General features: G+C 64.2%; 17 protein-coding genes and 1 pseudogene. 5 read left to right on the top strand and 13 right to left on the bottom strand.

Annotated elements, in window-relative coordinates:
* Positions 1 to 3 precede the first annotated feature (3 nt).
* The 9 genes and pseudogenes from NCR35_RS10445 to NCR35_RS10405 form a co-directional block, all read right to left on the bottom strand.
* Positions 4 to 588, bottom strand: a complete 585-nt coding sequence (locus NCR35_RS10445; protein ID WP_250534302.1) for an LOG family protein — start codon at positions 586 to 588, stop codon at positions 4 to 6.
* Entirely contained in the window at positions 588 to 1,325 is a 738-nt protein-coding gene (locus NCR35_RS10440) for a TetR/AcrR family transcriptional regulator (RefSeq protein WP_250534301.1), read from the bottom strand. Before NCR35_RS10440 ends, NCR35_RS10445 begins: the two co-directional genes overlap by 1 nt.
* Positions 1,326 to 1,486: 161 nt before the next feature.
* Positions 1,487 to 2,062: a diacylglycerol kinase gene (locus NCR35_RS10435; protein ID WP_250534300.1), complete on the bottom strand. Its 576-nt coding sequence runs from the start codon at positions 2,060 to 2,062 to the stop codon at positions 1,487 to 1,489.
* On the bottom strand, positions 2,059 to 3,090 hold the full coding sequence (locus tag NCR35_RS10430; RefSeq protein WP_250534299.1) for a glycosyltransferase family 4 protein: 1,032 nt from the start codon (positions 3,088 to 3,090) through the stop codon (positions 2,059 to 2,061). The genes NCR35_RS10435 and NCR35_RS10430 overlap by 4 nt, the downstream gene beginning before the upstream one ends.
* Before the next feature lie 30 nt (positions 3,091 to 3,120).
* A pseudogene (locus NCR35_RS10425) lies at positions 3,121 to 3,918 on the bottom strand (UDP-2,3-diacylglucosamine diphosphatase); the annotation flags it as partial.
* A 233-nt stretch (positions 3,919 to 4,151) separates the two neighbouring features.
* Positions 4,152 to 4,655, bottom strand: a complete 504-nt coding sequence (locus NCR35_RS10420; protein ID WP_250534297.1) for an RDD family protein — start codon at positions 4,653 to 4,655, stop codon at positions 4,152 to 4,154.
* A gap of 7 nt (positions 4,656 to 4,662) precedes the next feature.
* On the bottom strand, positions 4,663 to 5,412 hold the full coding sequence (locus NCR35_RS10415; protein WP_250534296.1) for a DUF3106 domain-containing protein: 750 nt from the start codon (positions 5,410 to 5,412) through the stop codon (positions 4,663 to 4,665).
* 27 nt (positions 5,413 to 5,439) lie between these two features.
* Positions 5,440 to 5,892, bottom strand: coding sequence for a DUF3619 family protein (locus NCR35_RS10410; protein ID WP_250534295.1), 453 nt, complete (start codon positions 5,890 to 5,892; stop codon positions 5,440 to 5,442).
* Positions 5,889 to 6,452: an RNA polymerase sigma factor gene (locus tag NCR35_RS10405; RefSeq protein WP_250534294.1), complete on the bottom strand. Its 564-nt coding sequence runs from the start codon at positions 6,450 to 6,452 to the stop codon at positions 5,889 to 5,891. Before NCR35_RS10405 ends, NCR35_RS10410 begins: the two co-directional genes overlap by 4 nt.
* Positions 6,453 to 6,820: 368 nt before the next feature.
* On the opposite strand from NCR35_RS10405, the gene NCR35_RS10400 reads away from it, so the two are divergent.
* The 5 genes from NCR35_RS10400 to pssA all read left to right on the top strand — a co-directional run bounded on the left by NCR35_RS10400 (position 6,821) and on the right by pssA (position 11,900).
* Positions 6,821 to 8,584: an acetolactate synthase 3 catalytic subunit gene (locus NCR35_RS10400; RefSeq protein ID WP_206466619.1), complete on the top strand. Its 1,764-nt coding sequence runs from the start codon at positions 6,821 to 6,823 to the stop codon at positions 8,582 to 8,584.
* A gap of 109 nt (positions 8,585 to 8,693) precedes the next feature.
* The gene (gene ilvN / locus NCR35_RS10395; RefSeq protein ID WP_008341906.1) at positions 8,694 to 9,185 is read left to right on the top strand and encodes an acetolactate synthase small subunit; all 492 of its coding nucleotides are present in this window, start codon (positions 8,694 to 8,696) and stop codon (positions 9,183 to 9,185) included.
* A 68-nt stretch (positions 9,186 to 9,253) separates the two neighbouring features.
* On the top strand, positions 9,254 to 10,270 hold the full coding sequence (gene ilvC, locus NCR35_RS10390) for a ketol-acid reductoisomerase (protein WP_175944239.1): 1,017 nt from the start codon (positions 9,254 to 9,256) through the stop codon (positions 10,268 to 10,270).
* A gap of 105 nt (positions 10,271 to 10,375) precedes the next feature.
* Complete coding sequence (locus NCR35_RS10385) at positions 10,376 to 11,020, top strand: phosphatidylserine decarboxylase (RefSeq protein ID WP_244846813.1); 645 nt, start codon at positions 10,376 to 10,378, stop codon at positions 11,018 to 11,020.
* A 13-nt stretch (positions 11,021 to 11,033) separates the two neighbouring features.
* Positions 11,034 to 11,900 carry a CDP-diacylglycerol--serine O-phosphatidyltransferase gene (pssA, locus tag NCR35_RS10380; protein WP_175944235.1) on the top strand — a complete coding sequence of 289 codons (867 nt, stop codon included), beginning with the start codon at positions 11,034 to 11,036 and terminating at the stop codon, positions 11,898 to 11,900.
* Positions 11,901 to 11,976: 76 nt separating this feature from the next.
* Here the strand turns inward: pssA and NCR35_RS10375 are convergent, their stop codons facing one another.
* From NCR35_RS10375 to recJ, 4 genes are all read right to left on the bottom strand, one after another.
* Positions 11,977 to 12,684, bottom strand: coding sequence for a glycine zipper 2TM domain-containing protein (locus NCR35_RS10375; protein ID WP_250534293.1), 708 nt, complete (start codon positions 12,682 to 12,684; stop codon positions 11,977 to 11,979).
* Between the two features lie 183 nt (positions 12,685 to 12,867).
* Positions 12,868 to 14,394 carry a lysine--tRNA ligase gene (lysS, locus tag NCR35_RS10370; RefSeq protein ID WP_250534292.1) on the bottom strand — a complete coding sequence of 509 codons (1,527 nt, stop codon included), beginning with the start codon at positions 14,392 to 14,394 and terminating at the stop codon, positions 12,868 to 12,870.
* Positions 14,395 to 14,487: 93 nt separating this feature from the next.
* Positions 14,488 to 15,592, bottom strand: a protein-coding gene (gene prfB, locus NCR35_RS10365) for a peptide chain release factor 2 (protein WP_250534291.1) whose coding sequence is annotated in 2 segments (ribosomal slippage) — positions 14,488 to 15,510 and positions 15,512 to 15,592 — 1,104 coding nt in all. Because the reading frame shifts where the segments join, the coding sequence is not laid out codon by codon here.
* 241 nt (positions 15,593 to 15,833) lie between these two features.
* The gene (gene recJ, locus NCR35_RS10360; protein WP_250534290.1) at positions 15,834 to 17,534 is read right to left on the bottom strand and encodes a single-stranded-DNA-specific exonuclease RecJ; all 1,701 of its coding nucleotides are present in this window, start codon (positions 17,532 to 17,534) and stop codon (positions 15,834 to 15,836) included.
* Positions 17,535 to 17,542: the final 8 nt, after the last annotated feature.

The raw sequence follows: 17,542 nt of genomic DNA, 5'->3' as shown, positions 1-17,542 counted from the left end.
TCCTCAGACTGCGTTGCGTTTCTCGGACCACTTGTCGTTCGCGGGCGGCGTGTAGGCCGCGAGCTTCGCGATCATCTCGTTCGGCTCGGCGGCCACCTGAATCATGTCCAGATACGGCTTGCGCATGAAGCCTTCGTCGATGGTATGACGCAGCATCGACAGAAGCGGGTCGAAATAGCCGTTCACGTCCAGCAGGCCAACGGGCTTCTGGTGATAGCCGAGTTGCGCCCACGTGTACACCTCGAAGAACTCTTCGTACGTGCCGACGCCGCCCGGCATGGCGACGAAGGCATCGGCGAGATCGGCCATCTTCTTCTTGCGCTCGTGCATGTCGGGCACGACGTGCAGTTCGGTGAGATCGGTGTGGCCGACTTCCTTCGCGAGCAGCAACTCGGGAATCACGCCGACCGCGCGTCCGCCGGCGGCGAGCACTTCATCGGCGATCAGGCCCATCAGCCCGACGCGGCCGCCGCCGTAGACGAGCGACAGGTTCGCTTCAACGAGCGCGCGGCCGAACGCGCGCGCCGCTTCGGCATAGACGGGGCGGGCTCCGGTGGCGGAGCCGCAATAGACACACACTGCCTTCATTATCGGGAATCCTTCGGTGTTTCGTTCTTCGATGCGCTGGCGGCATCGTCGCGCGGCGGCAGGAAGTCCGCGAATCCGCGCTTGGGCATCTTACCGGACACCAGATCGTCGAAAAGCTGGCGCGAGCGGCCGCGCAGATAAGGCGCCATGATCGAGATGATGTGCACGCTCACCTGATGAAGCTCCGCGCGAATCGCTTCCTGATCGTTGTACTTGCGCGGGTTCATCACGTACTGATACGACAGCCAGTACGTGGCGATCACGCCGATGTTGGTCGCGATCACCTCGATCTCGGCGGGCGTCGCGACCATTTCCTGATCGGCGACGAGCGCCTCGCACAGCTGCTGCGCAAAGCGCACCTTGTGCGTGATGATCTGCTTGAAGTGCGTTTCCAGCGTGCGGTTGCGCGCGAGAAGGTCGTTCAGGTCGCGGTAGAGAAAGCGATACGTCCAGAGAAAGTCGGCCATGTACTGCAGATACGACCACATCTCGTCGATGGTCGGCCGGTGATCGTCCGGAAAGCGCAGGCGCTTCTGAACCTGCTGCTCGAACTGCGCGAAGATGCTGTTGATGATGTCGTCTTTGTTGCGGAAATGGTAGTACAGATTGCCTGGACTGATTTCCATCTCCTCGGCGATCGTCGTCGTGGTGACGTTCGGTTCGCCGATATCATTGAACAACTTCAGCGACAGCTCGAGAATCCGTTCGCGGGTACGGCGGGGAGGTTTCGCTTCCATGTCGTCCGACCTTGGCATCCGGTCGCGGCGGCCTCGTGCAAGCATGCCCGCGTCCGGTTCCATTGCTATTTTTGAGAATATCGGACGATTATAAACCGCTCGTTCTCCGTTCCGGACGCGGCCTCGCAGACCCGGCGACGACTTTACGAGATACCGCGCCCTCAAGCCAAAAGACGCCTGAGCCACGCAGCCGCAGCGGGCGCGTGCGGCCACAGAATCATGGCCCAGGTGAGCACGCATACCGCGAGCGCGACCATCACAGCGGCGCTGCCGAAGTCCTTCGCGCGCTTCGAGAGTTCGTGGCGTTCCAGCGAGATGCGGTCGATCGCCGCCTCGACGCTCGAATTCAACAGCTCGACGATCAGCACCAGCAGCACCGAGCCGATCAGCGCGGCGCGCTCGACCGGCGCCACCGGCACGAACAGGCTGCACGGCAACAGAATGGCCGCGAGCGTCAGTTCCTGCCGGAAGGCGCTTTCCTCGCGGATCGCGATGCGAAAGCCCGCGATCGAGTTCTTCATCGCGTGCCAGGCGCGCGTGAAGCCGCGATTGCCCTTGTACGGATTGAAGGGCAGGTCGTCGGTGCCGAGCGGTTCGGTCGCCTGAGCGGGCCAATCGGGCAAGTCGGGCGAATCGACGCCGGCGTCGGATTCGTCGTCGAACGGGTCCATGATGCGGCCCGCCGCCGCTCGGACGTTCGCTTCGGCGCGTTCCTCCGCCAACGGGCGACGCGTCATGCGGGCGCCCGGTCGGTGCGCGGCGCGCGCGGCTCGAACTGCCGCAAATGCGACGCGAACTGCTCGGACGCTGCGCGCCACGAGAAGCGTTCGGCCCAGGCGCGCGCGTCGGCACGGTCGATCTTCAGCGCCTGAAGGCACGCCTCGCGCAGGTCGTCGTCGAGCGCGCCGGGTCCGTGTTCGCCGAGCACGTCGATCGGACCCGTGACCGGATACGCCGCGATGGGCGTGCCGCAGGCCATCGCTTCCAGCAGCACGAGGCCGAACGTATCGGTGCGGCTAGGAAACACGAAGACATCGGCGGCGGCGTAGACCTTCGCGAGTTCCGGCTGCGACAGCACGCCGAGATAGTTGACGTTCGTGTAGCGCGATTTCAGTTCCGCGAGCGCCGGGCCTTCGCCCGCGACCCATTTCGAGCCGGGCAGGTCGAGCTTCAGGAACGCTTCGACGTTCTTCTCGATCGCCACGCGCCCGACGTACAGAAAGATCGGCCGCGCGGTGTTGAGCACCTTCGAGTCCATCGGATGGAAGATGTCGAGATCCACGCCGCGCGTCCACAGCACGACGTTCGTGAATCCGTAGGCTTCCAGATCTTTCTTGACCACTGGCGTCGGCGCCATGACCGCCTGCGACGGTCCGTGGAACCAGCGCAGAAAGCGATACGTCATCGCGAGCGGAATGCCGAAGCGCGCCTTCACGTATTCGGGAAACCGCGTGTGATAGGCGGTCGTGTACGGCAGCTTGTGACGCAGCGCGTAGGCGCGGGCGGCGAGCCCGAGCGGGCCTTCTGTCGCGATGTGCAGCGCGTCTGGATCGAACGCGTCGATGCGCTCTGCGACATGACGGCCCGGCATCAGCGACAGGCGAATCTCGGGATAGGTCGGGCAGGGAATCGTCCTGAATTCGAGCGGTGTGAGCATGTCCACGCGATGCCCGAGCGCCGTCAGTTCCTTGCTCGTGTTCTTGAGTGTGCGCACGACGCCGTTGACTTGCGGCTCCCATGCATCGGTCACGATCATGATCTTCATTGCGGTTTCCTGTGCGGCTTGATGCTTGGGTTAGACCGTCACGCGTGCTTTCGCGGCCGGCTGTCCGGGCGAACGCATGACGGTCCAGTAGACGACCTTAAGTTCGCCGTCGTACGTCTCGACGAGCGCGGAGAGACTCTCGACCCAGTCCCCGTCGTTGCAATACAGGATGCCGTCGATATCGCGAATCTCGGCCTTGTGGATGTGCCCGCACACGACGCCGTCGCAGCCGCGGCGGCGCGCTTCATCGGTCATCACACGTTCGAACTGCGAAATGAAATTGACCGCGTTCTTGACCTGATGCTTCAGGTACTGCGAGAGCGACCAGTAATTGAAGCCGAGCTTCGTGCGCACGCGATTGAACCAGCGGTTGAGCAGCAGGATCGCGGTGTACGCGGTGTCGCCGAGATAGGCGAGCCATTTGGCGTGCTGAATGACGCCGTCGAAGAGATCGCCGTGGACGATCCACAGGCGCTTGCCCGCGAGCGTCGTGTGAAAGGCTTCGCCGCGCACGTGGATGTCGCCGAACGCGAGGTCGCAGAACTGGCGCGCGGCTTCGTCGTGGTTGCCGGGGATATAGACGACCTGCGTGCCCTTGCGCGCCTTGCGCAGGATTTTCTGCACGACGTCGTTGTGCGCCTGCGGCCAGAACCAGCCTTTGCGAAGCTGCCATCCGTCGATGATGTCGCCGACGAGATACAGGTAGTCCGATTCGTGATGCCGCAGGAAGTCGAGCAGATACGCGGCCTGGCAGCCGCCGGAGCCTAAGTGGATATCCGAGAGCCAGATCGTGCGATAGCGATGGGTTCCGTCTGCCGATTCGTTATCGGCGACGGGCGACGCCGTCTCGAGTGACTCAGACGCCAGCGCCGACGGATCGACGCGCAAGCCGGAACTGCGAAAACGGTAAGCGGTGGAGGGATCGAATGCCGGCGTGACTGTCGGGTGGAGGGCCATTGGCTCGCGCATCGAGTTTTGGTATGCGCATTACGCCGTGCGGCCGTGACCGAGCCGTGACAGTCACGAGAAGTTCGTATTACAGGGGGCGGGCAGGGGATGACTTAGGTGGCGACGATGCGCGTGCCGGCGAGGCGGTCGTGCAGGAACTGGCGGGCGGGATCGAGCCATACGGCTGCCGCCCATAGCGCGATCCAGACGGCCAGCGCGATCAGCGTCTGCGGCACCGCCAGTGAAAGGAGCGGGTGCAGCGCGAGCGGCGGCAGGAACCACAGCCACGCGAGCGCGTAGCGCGCAAGCGCCCGGCCGACGGTGAGCGGCTCGCCGCGCGCATCGACGACTTTCAGGCGCCAGGTTTTCATCGGCAGCGTCTGGCCGCCGTGCGTCCAGAACCACACGAAATACGCCGCCAGCACGAGACCGATCCACGACATCAGCCAGTCGTGATGCGTGAGGCCGTTGCGCTGCTGCGTGAGCGTGCTGAAGAGGTATCCGGCGATGAATACGACGCCGAACAGGATGACGCCTTCGTAGACCATCGTGGAGAGACGCCGGCGCAGGCTGGGCGCGCGAAGCGGCGGAATGGTCGCGGTGGCGGAGACGCTCATCGCGGGATCACGAACCGTTGTACATCGAAGGCGCCTGCTGCGGCGAAACGGGAATCGGCGTGGCCGGGACGATGCTCGCGGCGTTCGGCACGACAGGCTGCAACGGCGTGCCCGATGCCGGCGATCCCGCGCCCGGCCCGGCCTCCGCGTGCGAAGCCGCGTGGCCCTGCTCGCGCGCCGCCACCAGTCGGTTGATGTCCTTCACTTCGGCCTTGCCGGTTGGCGGCGCGCTGACCACGGTGGGGCGGCGGCTGCGCTCGCTCGCGGCGAGCTTTTTCTTTTGTTCTTCCGAGAGCTTCTGATACGCGTCCCAGGCCTTCTCACGCTTGTCGGGGGGCACGAGTTTCGACACCTGGTAGTTTTCCCGCGCGACCTTGCGCTGGTCGGGCGTCATGCGCACCCATTCCTCCATGCGCTGCTGCAGCCGCTTCTGCGCGTCCGGCGACATGCGGTGATAACGCGATGCGATCTTGAGCCACTTTTGCTTGCGCTCGTCGCTGAAGGAGTCCCACTGCGTCGCGAAAGGCGCGAGCGCGACGCGCTGTGCCTCCGTCAGACGGCTCCACGAGAGCGGATTGTCAGTGACAAGCGCGGCGAGCGGCGAGAGCGATGCGTCCGCGCTCGCGCCGCTGGGCGCGGCGGCGGACAGCGACGCCGTGGCGGAGGACGAATAGAAGCGCGGGTAAGTGGCGGCGAACGCGACCAGACCCGCAATCGCGCAGCCGAAGACAATCGCGAGACCGCGCTTGTAACTCACCCGAATTTCCCCCGCTCGGTTTGATGCTTAGTGATTGCGCGTCAGATACGCGTTGAAGCCGTGATCGAGATACGCGTCGAGCGGCAGGCTGTCGCTCATCATGGCCGCGTCGATGTCGGCCAGTTCGGCTTTGCGCTGCTGATCTTCCCAGTAAGCGATACCCGCCAGCGCCACGGCGAGCGCGAACACCGGGCCCGCCAGCCCGAAGCCGCCCAAGCGCGCGAACAGGCTCTTGCGGCCGTGCGCGTCGCCGGAACCGCCGGCCGAGAGCGTGGCGCCCGCGCCGGCCAGAACCGGCGTGAACACAGGCGCAGCGGCGGCGACCGCCACTTTCTCGGGCTTCTTGCGCGCGATCGCGGCGCGGCGCGCCTCGGCGAGCCGATCCACCGCGGCGGCCGGAATGGCCGACGTGCTTTCGTCGAGCGCGCGAACGACCTTCAGCGCGAACTCGTTTTCCTTCGTTTCAAGAGCGGAACTCATAGCGTGATCCCTTTGGCTTTCAGGGCTTGCGCGAGAGCGTGCGTGGCGCGTGAACAGTGCGTCTTCACGCTGCCCTCGGAGCAGCCCATCGCGGCGGCCGTCTCTGCGACATCCATATCTTCCCAGTAACGCATGAGAAAAGCTTCTCGTTGACGCGCCGGTAATTTCTGGATTTCCACGTCGATCAGGTTGAGCACCTGCTCGCGTTCCAGCCGGCTCTCGCTGCTTTCGCTGCCGGTCGCGCCGTCCTCGGATTCGAAGGTTTCGAGCGGGTCGAACTCGTCGTCGTCGGCGCTGCCGAACGAGGAGAACAGGCTGATCCAGGTATTGCGAACCTTCTGACGGCGAAAGTAGTCGTGCGTCGCATTCTGGAGGATACGCTGGAACAAAAGAGGAAGCTCGGCCGACGGCTTGTCGCCGTACTTTTCCGCGAGCTTGATCATGGCGTCCTGGACGATGTCTAGCGCCGCGTCGTCGTCGCGGACGGTGTACACGGTCTGCTTGAACGCGCGTCTTTCGACGCCCGCCAGAAAATCGGCGAGTTCCTTGTCTGATGCCATCCGTTGGAGACCCGGCGCAACGAATTTGCGTCGAAAGAGATTGTGGAGTTCCAGGAAAACCTGCGGATGCTAGCAAATTTTCGCTGTCGCGGGAGGATCGGGAAACGATTTGTTGCGCCGTATTACGCACGGCAGGCGCGGGAAAAACGGCCGAACGGAGCACTTAAAGCGCGCCCGGGAGATTTTTGCTTGACCGTGTGCGCAAAAACGGGCTATCGTTCCCGACTCGCATCATAAAGTGAATTGTCTGCTTTGAGGCGAGCCCAAGAAGTTCGCCTGTCAAACCAAGACGCGCCGCTTGAACCCGAGCCACAAGCCCGGCAGAGAGCACCCGATCAATTTTTTGCCGAAAATTCGAAAGGTGATGAATGAACATGCCTAGCGCGGAATTCTCCACGTCGGATACCACTCCCTCTCACGAAGCCGATTCCATCGGCGCGACCGTGCTCATGCGCGCGCTCGCCGACGAAAACGTCGAGTTCGTGTGGGGCTATCCCGGCGGCTCGGTACTCTACATCTACGACGAGCTGTACAAGCAGGACCAGATTCAGCACATTCTCGTGCGCCACGAGCAGGCCGCCGTGCACGCCGCCGACGCGTATTCGCGCTCGACCGGCAAAGTGGGCGTGTGCCTCGTGACTTCCGGCCCGGGCGTCACCAATGCCGTCACCGGCATCGCCACGGCCTATATGGATTCCATTCCGCTCGTCGTCATCAGCGGGCAGGTGCCCACCGCGGCCATCGGCCTCGACGCGTTCCAGGAATGCGACACCGTCGGCATCACACGGCCCTGCGTCAAGCACAACTTCCTCGTGAAGGACGTGCGCGATCTCGCCGCCACCGTCAAGAAAGCCTTCTACATCGCGCGCACGGGGCGTCCCGGCCCGGTGCTGATCGACATTCCGAAGGATGTGTCGAAAGCGCCGTGCCGCTACGAGCCGGTCAAGAGCGTGTCGCTGCGCTCGTACAACCCGGTCACGAAGGGCCACTCCGGCCAGATCCGCAAGGCGGTGCAACTGCTCTTGTCGGCCAAGCGCCCGTATATCTACACCGGCGGCGGCATCATTCTCGCGGACGCATCGCGCGAACTGAACCAGTTCGCCGATCTGCTCGGCTATCCCGTCACCAACACGCTGATGGGTCTGGGCGGCTATCGCGCGAGCGATAAGAAGTTTCTCGGCATGCTCGGCATGCACGGCACGTACGAAGCCAACATGGCCATGCAGCACTGCGACGTGCTGATCGCCATCGGCGCGCGCTTCGACGACCGCGTGATCGGCGACCCGAAGCACTTCGCCTCGTCGCCGCGCAAGATCATTCATATCGACGTCGATCCGTCGTCCATCTCGAAGCGCGTGAAGGTCGATATCCCGATCGTCGGCGACGTGAAGGAAGTCCTGAAAGAGCTGATCGAGCAGCTTCAGCACGCGGAGCACGGGCCGGACACGGCCGCGCTCAAGTCGTGGTGGGACGAGATCGAAGGCTGGCGCTCGAAAGACTGCCTCGCCTACGACCGCAAGAGCGAGATCATCAAGCCGCAGTACGTCGTCGAGAAGCTCGCGGAGCTGACGGACGGCAACGCGTTCGTGTGTTCGGATGTCGGCCAGCATCAGATGTGGGCGGCGCAGTTCTATCCGTTCAACAAGCCGCGCCGCTGGATCAACTCGGGCGGCCTCGGCACGATGGGCTTCGGCCTGCCGGCCGCGATGGGCGTGAAGATGGCTTATCCCGACGAGGACGTGGTCTGCATCACGGGCGAAGGCTCCATTCAGATGTGCATTCAGGAGCTCTCGACCTGCAAGCAGTACAACACGCCGGTCAAGATCATCTCGCTCAACAACCGCTATCTCGGCATGGTTCGCCAGTGGCAGCAGATCGAATACAAGAAGCGCTATTCCAGTTCGTACATGGACGCGCTGCCCGACTTCGTGAAGCTCGCCGAAGCGTACGGCCACGTCGGCATTCGCGTCGAAAAGACCGCGGATGTCGAACCGGCGCTCAAGGAAGCGCTGCGTCTGAAAGATCGCACCGTGTTCCTCGACTTCCAGACCGATCCGACCGAAAACGTATTTCCGATGGTGCAGGCAGGCAAAGGCATCACGGAAATGCTGCTCGGCTCTGAGGATCTATAACGCGGCTTTGTCACGCGAGGCTCGTGCGCGCCCGTCTTCACAAAGGACGAGCGCCGCGCGCGGGTTTTTCGGACGAACGCTTCTTCTGGACATATCGGGAAACACGCACATGAAACACATCATCTCCGTACTGCTGGAAAACGAGCCGGGCGCGTTATCGCGTGTCGTCGGGCTCTTTTCCGCGCGCGGCTACAACATCGAAACGCTGACGGTGGCGCCGACCGAAGACAGTTCGCTGTCGCGGCTCACCATCGTCTCCATCGGCTCGGACGACGTGATCGAACAGATCACGAAGCACCTGAACCGCCTGATCGAGGTGGTGAAAGTGGTCGACCTGACAGAGGGCGCCCACATCGAGCGCGAGCTGATGCTCATCAAGGTAAGGGCAGTCGGCAAGGAACGCGAAGAGATGAAGCGGATGGCGGATATCTTCCGCGGCCGCATCATCGACGTGACCGAAAAGACCTACACCATGGAACTGACGGGCGCCTCCGACAAGCTCGACGCGTTCATTCAGGCGCTCGACGCCACGGCGATTCTGGAGACGGTTCGCACGGGCAGTTCCGGCATCGGCCGGGGCGAGCGCATCCTGAAGGTGTAGCACCACACGCAACTCGACTCATTTCCTCTGCTTCTCGCGGAGACAGACCCAGGACTCAAGGAACCACCATGAAAGTTTTCTACGACAAAGACGCCGACCTCTCCCTCATCAAGGGCAAGCAAGTCACCATCATCGGTTATGGCTCGCAAGGCCATGCGCACGCGCTGAACCTGAAGGAAAGCGGCGTGAACGTGACGGTCGGTCTGCGTAAGGGCGGCGCTTCGTGGAGCAAGGCCGAGAACGCCGGTCTGCCGGTCAAGGAAGTGGCCGAAGCGGTGAAGGGCGCCGACGTCGTGATGATGTTGCTGCCCGACGAGCAGATCGCCGAGGTGTACGCGAAGGAAGTCCACGCGAACATCAAGAACGGCGCGGCGCTCGCGTTCGCGCACGGCTTCAACGTGCACTACGGCCAGGTGATTCCGCGCGCCGATCTCGACGTCATCATGATCGCGCCGAAAGCGCCGGGCCATACGGTGCGCAACACGTACACGCAAGGCGGCGGAGTGCCGCACCTGATCGCGGTCGCGCAGGACAAGACCGGCTCGGCGCGCGACGTGGCGCTCTCGTACGCGGTGGCCAACGGCGGCGGCCGCGCGGGCATCATCGAAACGAACTTCCGTGAAGAGACCGAAACCGACCTCTTCGGCGAACAAGCAGTCCTGTGCGGCGGCACGGTCGACCTGATCAAGGCCGGCTTCGAAACGCTGGTGGAAGCGGGCTACGCGCCGGAAATGGCGTACTTCGAGTGCCTGCACGAACTGAAGCTGATCGTCGACCTGATCTATGAAGGCGGCATCGCCAACATGAACTACTCGATCTCGAACAACGCCGAGTACGGCGAGTACGTGACGGGTCCGCGCATCGTCACGGAAGAGACGAAGAAGGCGATGAAGGCCGTGCTGAAGGACATCCAGACCGGCGAATACGCGAAGAGCTTCATCATCGAGAACCGCGCCGGCGCGCCGACGCTGCAATCGCGCCGCCGCCTGACGGCCGAGCATCAGATCGAGCAAGTCGGCGAGAAGCTGCGCGCGATGATGCCGTGGATCGCGAAGAACAAGCTCGTCGACCAGTCGAAGAACTAAGTTTTTCGCGCGTCACGGTTCTTGCTGTCACGAAAGCCGCCCGAAGCCGCTGTGCCGAGGGCGGCTTTTGCTATCCTACGGGTTTTGAAAACACAGACCTCGTTCATGAACTATCCCCATCCGATCATTGCCCGCGAAGGCTGGCCGTTCATCGCCATCGCGGCCGTCATTGCCATTCTCGTGCAGGCGGTCGGCGGCTTCGGCTTCGCCTGGATCTTCTGGCTGATCGTGATTTTCGTCGTCCAGTTCTTCCGCGATCCGCCGCGCCCCATTCCCACGCAGGCCAATGCCGTGCTGTGTCCGGCGGACGGGCGCATCGTCGCGGTGGAAACCGCGCATGATCCGTATGCGGGCCGCGAGGCGCTGAAGATCAGCGTGTTCATGAACGTGTTCAACGTGCACTCGCAGCGTTCGCCGGTCGATGGCGCGATCACCAAGGTGCAGTACTTCCCGGGTGCGTATCTGAACGCGGCCGTCGACAAGGCATCGACCGAGAACGAGCGCAACGCCATCGTGCTGCAGACCGCGACCGGCCATACGGTGACGTCCGTGCAGATCGCCGGGCTGATCGCGCGGCGCATTCTCTGCTACGTCCACGCGGGCGAGCCGCTCACGCGCGGTCAACGCTACGGCTTCATCCGCTTCGGTTCGCGCGTCGACGTGTATCTGCCGGTCGGCAGCCGGCCGCGCGTGGCGATCGGCGAGAAGGTGTCCGCCTCGTCGACGATTCTCGCCGAGTTCGCGGAATAACGCGGAGGCGTCGATGGCGGCATTCAAACCGCGCCGGAACCGCATGAACGGGGCGCCGCCGCGCGCGTTCCGTCGCAACAAGGCGGTGCAGGACGTCGGCGCCGTGGAAACGCGGCGCGCGAAGCGGCAGCAATTCCTGAGGAAGCGCGGCATCTATCTGCTGCCGAATGCGTTCACCACGGCCGCGCTCTTCTGCGGCTTCTTTGCCGTGGTGCAGGCGATGAACGTGCGCTTCGAAATCGCGGCCATCGCCATTTTCGTCGCGATGGTGCTCGACGGCATGGACGGGCGCGTCGCGCGCATGACGCATACGCAGAGCGCATTCGGCGAGCAGTTCGACAGCCTGTCGGACATGGTGTCTTTTGGCGTCGCGCCGGCGCTCGTCATGTACGAATGGGTGCTGAAGGACCTCGGGCGCTGGGGCTGGCTCGCGGCGTTCGTGTACTGCTCGGGCGCGGCGCTGCGGCTCGCGCGCTTCAACACGAACGTCGGCGTGGTCGACAAGCGCTATTTCCAGGGCTTGCCGAGTCCGGCCGCGGCGGCGCTGATCGCCGGCTTCGTGTGGCTCGCGACCGACAATCGCGTGCCGCTCAAGCTCGTGTGGCTGCCGTGGGTCGCGTTCGCGCTGACCGTCTACGCGGGCGTCACGATGGTGTCGAACGCGCCGTTCTACAGCGGCAAGGCGCTCGATGTGCGCTATCGGGTGCCGTTCGCGGGCGTATTGCTGGTCGTGGTGGCGTTCGTGCTCGTTTCGTCGGATCCGCCGGTCATGCTGTTTTGTTTGTTCGTGCTGTACGGCTTCTCGGGCTACGTCTGGTGGGCGTACATGGCCATGCGCGGCAGACCGAATCCGGCGCGCAGTTCGCAACGGGATCACTAGCGCAGATTACTTTCGATGAAAAAGGGCGACGGGTTGCGAAACCCGTCGCCCTTTTTTGCATGAGGCGGTCGGCCTGTTACCCTGCGTCGACCAGTGTGCCGTTATGCACGCGCACGTGCTGGCCCTGCGCGAACGGCGGCTGCTGATGATAGGTGAAATAACGCGTCTTGCCGTTTTCCATCCGCACGCGCACCGAGTAATCGGTTTCGCTGCGCAGGTGCTTTTCGACCGAATTGCCCGCGAGCCCGCCGCCGAGCGCGCCGAGCAGCGTCATCGCGGTGCGGCCGCCGCCGCGTCCGAACTGATTCCCGACGACGCCGCCCGCCACCGCGCCACCGACCGCGCCGATGCCCGTTCCGTGCCCTTCGCGACGCACGGCGGAGATGGCTTCGACGGTGCCGCACGTCGAACAATAGGCGGGGTGTTGCGGCGGCTGCTGTGCGTATGATGGTTGCGCCGGCTGCTGTACGGGTGCTTGCTGTACCGGCTGAGTCGCGGTTTGCGCCGCCGGTGCAGGCACGGGCGCGGTTTGCGCGACTACCGGCTGGGCGGCCGACGGCGCGGCCGGCGCGACCACCGGTTGTTGCTGCGCGACCGCAGCGGTCTGCGTCTGCGCATTCTGCGCGGAATTGCTGTGCGCGCCCGGGAAGATTCCGGTCACGGCGGCCGTTGCCGCGAGGCTCGCGACGATGACTGCGCCCGCAGCCGTCGCGACCAGCGGATGCAGGCGGCGCGGCTCGCCGGTGCCGGGCGTGGGCGTGATGTTGTTGGTCCCGTTGTCCATTTCTAACCTCCGTTAGAGGCGAATTGCCGATAGCGTTGATTCTGGCGCAGATGCCGCCTCGGCGCTTTTTCAGGTTGTAACCGCGTTTTTCTTCGTGGAAGCACGTTGGATGCCAGGCGTGACGGGCAAAAAAAACGCGCCCCGAAGGACGCGCTTTTCACCGGACACGGACCAACCTGCCGCTCAGTCCTCCCGGCGAAGATGCGGGAACAGAATCACATCGCGGATACTCGGGCTGTCGGTCAGCAGCATCACCAGACGGTCGATGCCGATGCCGCAGCCGCCCGTCGGCGGCATGCCGTACTCAAGCGCGCGAATATAGTCGGCGTCGAAGTACATGGCTTCCTCGTCGCCCGCGTCCTTTTGATCGACTTGCTTCTGGAAGCGCGCGGCCTGATCTTCCGGATCGTTCAGTTCCGAGAAGCCGTTCGCAATCTCGCGGCCCGTGATGAACAACTCGAAGCGTTCCGTGATGCCCGGCACCGAATCCGACGCCCGCGCGAGCGGCGACACTTCCACCGGATAATCGACGATATACGTTGGTTCCCACAACTGCGATTCCGCGGTCTCTTCGAAGAGCGCGAGCTGCAATGCGCCGATGCCTGCGTTCAGGAAGGCGGGCTGCGTCGTATCGACACCGAACTTCTTCAGCTCCGCGCGCAGGAACACGGCGTCGGCCAGCTGCGCGTCGGTGTACTGCGGCGCGTACTTTTGAATGGCCTGATTGATGGTCAGGCGATGAAACGGCTTCGACAAATCGAGCTCGCGTCCCTGATACGTGATGGTCGCGGTGCCGAGCGCATCGACGGCGGCCTGACGGATCAGTTGTTCGGTGAAGTCCATCAGCCAGCGGTAATCCGTGTAGGCCGCGTAGAACTCCATCATCGTGAATTCCGGGTTGTGGCGCGGCGACACGCCTTCGTTCCGGAAATTACGATTGATCTCGAACACGCGCTCGAAGCCGCCGACGATCAGCCGCTTGAGATAAAGCTCCGGCGCGATGCGCAGGAACATCTGCATGTCGAGCGCGTTGTGATGCGTGACGAAAGGCTTCGCCGCCGCGCCGCCCGGAATCGGGTGCAGCATCGGCGTTTCGACTTCCATGAAGTTCGCCTGCGCCATGAAGTTGCGGATCGACGTGACGGCCTTCGTGCGCGCCATGAAGGTCTTGCGCGACTCCGGCGTGACGATCAGATCGACGTAACGCTGGCGATAGCGCATTTCCTGATCGGCGAGGCCGTGGAACTTGTCCGGCAGCGGACGCAGCGCCTTCGACAAGAGCCGTAGTTCCGTGCAGCGCACCGACAGTTCGCCCTTGTTCGTGCGAAACAGCACGCCTTTCGCAGCGATGATGTCGCCCAGATCCCACTTCTTGAATGCCTCGTAGACGTCCGCGCCGACGTCGGCAGGCGTCACGAAGAACTGAATCTGGCCGCTGCCGTCCTGAACCGTCGCGAAGCTCGCCTTTCCCATCACGCGCTTGAGCATCATGCGGCCCGCGAGCGCGACGGGCAGGGGATTCGCTTCCAGCGTCTCCTTGTCGGTCTCGGCGTAGTCGCTTTGCAGCGCGGCCGCCTGATGCGTCGGGCGGAAGTCGTTCGGATAGGCGACGCCTTGCTCACGCAGCGAGCGCAGCTTGTCGCGGCGCTCGGCGATGATCTGGTTGTCTTCCAGTTCGGGAGCGGCGCTCGTCTGAGTCGGTTCGGTCATGATGATTCTTGGCTTGTGATGCTGCGGATGTGCGGCAAATGCGCGGCGGATGAAACGAAGGCGGCGCGACCGGAAGCCGCGCCGCTCGAAGACTTAAACGCCTTGTTTCAGGCTCGCGCTGATGAAGTCGTCGAGGTCGCCGTCGAGCACGGCGCGCGTGTTGCTCATTTCGACGTTGGTGCGCAGGTCCTTCACGCGGCTCTGGTCGAGCACGTAGGAGCGGATCTGATGGCCCCAGCCCACGTCCGTCTTGCTGGATTCGAGCTTGTCCTGCTCCGCCTGACGCTTGCGCATTTCGAATTCGTACAGACGCGCCTTCAGCATCTGCATGGCTTCGGCGCGGTTGCGGTGCTGGGAGCGGTCGTTCTGGCACTGCACGACGATGCCCGTCGGCGCGTGCGTAAGACGCACGGCGGAGTCCGTCTTGTTGATGTGCTGGCCGCCCGCGCCCGATGCGCGATACGTGTCCGTGCGGATATCGGCCGGATTGATCTCGATCTCGATGGAATCGTCGATTTCCGGATACACGAACACCGACGAGAACGACGTGTGCCGCCCGCCCGACGAATCGAACGGCGATTTGCGCACGAGCCGGTGAATGCCGGTTTCGGTGCGCAGATAGCCGTACGCGTATTCGCCTTCGACCTTGATCGTCGCGCTCTTGATGCCGGCGACGTCGCCTTCGGATTCTTCGAGCACTTCGGTCTTGAAGCCCTTGCGCTCGCAATAGCGCAGATACTGGCGCAGCAGCATGGACGCCCAGTCGCACGCCTCGGTGCCGCCCGCGCCCGCCTGAATGTCGATGAAGCAGTTGTTCGGATCGGCCGGGTTCGAGAACATCCGGCGGAATTCCATGTCTTCGACGCGCGCTCTCAATGCGCCCGCGTCGGATTCGCACGCGACGAGCGTGTCTTCGTCGCCTTCTTCGCGCGCCATCTCGAAGAGCTCTTCGGCGTCGCGCAGATCGTTGTCGAGGGCGGAAAGCGTGGAGACGACGCCGTCGAGCAGCTTCTTTTCACGACCGAGCGCCTGCGCGTTCTTCGAGTCGTTCCAGACGTTCGGGTCTTCGAGTTCCTTGTTGACTTCGGCTAGACGCGCGGACTTGGCGTCGTAGTCAAAGATACCCCCGTAGCTCGCCCGCGCGGCGGCGCAGGTCGGCCAGAAGGCTTTCGATCGCGTTGAGACGTTCTGCTTCCATTGTCGATCTTCGGCTTCGTAAAAAGGTCAAATTATAGCCGATCGACACGCTTTTCCCGCGCTGGCGGCGCACGCGGACGCACGCCGCTACACGCGAAGCGGGGCGCTTTGTCGTCCGCGTGCAGGCGCCTCACGCAAGCGCTTCGGTGCTCACTCGCAGCCGCAACGCCGGTATCCGTGATCGCGCGACCGTGTTGCCAGCCGGCGATCAGCGAATGTCGTGCGGCGAATACCGACCGCGATCAAGCCGCGTGCTCGACGATCAGCTGCACGCGCGCCACGCCGTTCCACGAATCGCTGACGAGCCGGTACGCGACGGTCGCGCGCGGCGGCAGCGGATCGACGTGATTGAACCAGATCGCGTTGAAACGCTGACGGCCGCGCATCAATTGCAGCTTCAGGTGCTTGTCTTTCACGAGCGATTGCGACGCGACGTCGAACTCGCCCGAAAACGTCGGCGCCGGAAAGCCCTGTCCCCAGACCGCCGCGTCCAGCAGTTCGATGAATTGCGGCGTGAAGTACGCATCCTCCAGCTCGCCGTCCGTCTCGATGGTCCGCGAGAGCGCGTCGGCGGTCAGCCATTCGCGGCCGACCGCTTCGAACGCGTCGGTGAAGCGCGGAATGTCGGCGGTGGCGAGCGTGAGGCCCGCCGCCATCGCGTGGCCGCCGAACTTGTGGATGAGACCGGGCTCGCGCTTGCTGATGAGATCGACGGCATCGCGCAGATGAAAGCCGGGAATCGAGCGGCCCGAGCCTTTCGAGAGCGTGCCGGCGTCATCGGCGTGCGCGAACGTGAACGACGGCCGGTGAAAGCGCTCCTTCAGCCGCCCCGCGACGATGCCGATCACGCCCTGATGCCAGCTCGCGTCGTAGAGCGTGAGCGTCGCGCGTCCGCCGGCATCGAACGATTGCAGTTCGGCGAGCGCCTGCTGCTGCATGCCGGCTTCGATTTCGCGCCGCTCGCGGTTCATCGCGTCGAGCTGCTGCGCGAGTTCCCATGCGCGGCCGATGTCGTCGGTCGTCAAGCATTCGATGCCGAGCGACATGTCCGAGAGCCGTCCCGCCGCATTCAGGCGCGGCCCGAGCGCAAAGCCGAGATCGAAGCCCGACGCGGCGCGCGCATCGCGGCCCGCCGCGCGGAACAGCGCGGCGATGCCCGGCTGCATGCGGCCCGCGCGGATGCGCTTCAAACCCTGCGCGACGAGGATCCGGTTGTTGCCGTCGAGCTTCACGACATCGGCCACGGTGCCGAGCGCGACGAGATCGAGCAAGCCGTCCAGACGCGGCTCCGGCGTGCGCTCGTACGCGCCGCGCCGGCGCAACTCCGCACGCAGCGCGAGCAGCACGTAGAACATCACGCCGACGCCCGCGATGCATTTGCTCGGAAAGCCGCAGCCCGGCTGATTCGGGTTGACGATCGCGCGGGCGGCGGGCAGTTCGTCGCCGGGCAGGTGGTGATCGGTCACGACGACGTCGATGCCGAGCGCGTTGGCAGCCGCGACGCCTTCGACGCTCGCGATGCCGTTATCGACGGTGATCAGCAAGTCGGGCGCGCCGAGCGGCGAGCGCGCGGCCAGTTCGACGATTTCCGGCGTGAGCCCGTAGCCGTATTCGAAGCGGTTCGGCACGAGATAGTCGATGGTCGCGCCGAACATGCGCAGGCCGCGCACGGCAACCGCGCAGGCGGTCGCGCCGTCGCAGTCGTAGTCCGCGACGACGAGCATGCGCTTGCCCGCCGCGAGCGCATCGGCGAGCACGGCGGCGGCGGCGTCGCAACCCTTCAGGCCGACCGGCGCGTGCAGGCGCTTCAACTCGGTTTCGACTTCGTCCGGCGACGTGACGCCGCGCGCCGCGTAGAGCCGCGCGATCACGGGATGCAGGCCGTGGCGCATCAGGGCTTCGGCATCGGCGGGGGACGAGGCGCGGGTAACGATTCGCGTCATGCGGAAAG

Origin of the sequence: Caballeronia sp. AZ10_KS36 (assembly GCF_023631105.1) — a bacterium.
Classification (GTDB): domain Bacteria; phylum Pseudomonadota; class Gammaproteobacteria; order Burkholderiales; family Burkholderiaceae; genus Caballeronia.
Note: the sequence above shows the minus strand (reverse complement) of the source record. Positions and strands in the feature narration are given on the sequence as shown.

Bases quoted from the DNA above. Each gene is read 5' to 3' on its own strand.
- NCR35_RS10445 (WP_250534302.1), bottom strand. From the start codon at position 588: ATGAAGGCAGTGTGTGTCTATTGCGGCTCCGCCACCGGAGCCCGCCCC.
- NCR35_RS10440 (WP_250534301.1), bottom strand. From the start codon at position 1,325: ATGGAAGCGAAACCTCCCCGCCGTACCCGCGAACGGATTCTCGAGCTG.
- NCR35_RS10435 (WP_250534300.1), bottom strand. From the start codon at position 2,062: ATGACGCGTCGCCCGTTGGCGGAGGAACGCGCCGAAGCGAACGTCCGA.
- NCR35_RS10430 (WP_250534299.1), bottom strand. From the start codon at position 3,090: ATGAAGATCATGATCGTGACCGATGCATGGGAGCCGCAAGTCAACGGC.
- NCR35_RS10420 (WP_250534297.1), bottom strand. From the start codon at position 4,655: ATGAGCGTCTCCGCCACCGCGACCATTCCGCCGCTTCGCGCGCCCAGC.
- NCR35_RS10410 (WP_250534295.1), bottom strand. From the start codon at position 5,892: ATGAGTTCCGCTCTTGAAACGAAGGAAAACGAGTTCGCGCTGAAGGTC.
- NCR35_RS10405 (WP_250534294.1), bottom strand. From the start codon at position 6,452: ATGGCATCAGACAAGGAACTCGCCGATTTTCTGGCGGGCGTCGAAAGA.
- NCR35_RS10400 (WP_206466619.1), top strand. From the start codon at position 6,821: ATGAACATGCCTAGCGCGGAATTCTCCACGTCGGATACCACTCCCTCT.
- ilvN (WP_008341906.1), top strand. From the start codon at position 8,694: ATGAAACACATCATCTCCGTACTGCTGGAAAACGAGCCGGGCGCGTTA.
- ilvC (WP_175944239.1), top strand. From the start codon at position 9,254: ATGAAAGTTTTCTACGACAAAGACGCCGACCTCTCCCTCATCAAGGGC.
- NCR35_RS10385 (WP_244846813.1), top strand. From the start codon at position 10,376: ATGAACTATCCCCATCCGATCATTGCCCGCGAAGGCTGGCCGTTCATC.
- pssA (WP_175944235.1), top strand. From the start codon at position 11,034: ATGGCGGCATTCAAACCGCGCCGGAACCGCATGAACGGGGCGCCGCCG.
- NCR35_RS10375 (WP_250534293.1), bottom strand. From the start codon at position 12,684: ATGGACAACGGGACCAACAACATCACGCCCACGCCCGGCACCGGCGAG.
- lysS (WP_250534292.1), bottom strand. From the start codon at position 14,394: ATGACCGAACCGACTCAGACGAGCGCCGCTCCCGAACTGGAAGACAAC.
- recJ (WP_250534290.1), bottom strand. From the start codon at position 17,534: ATGACGCGAATCGTTACCCGCGCCTCGTCCCCCGCCGATGCCGAAGCC.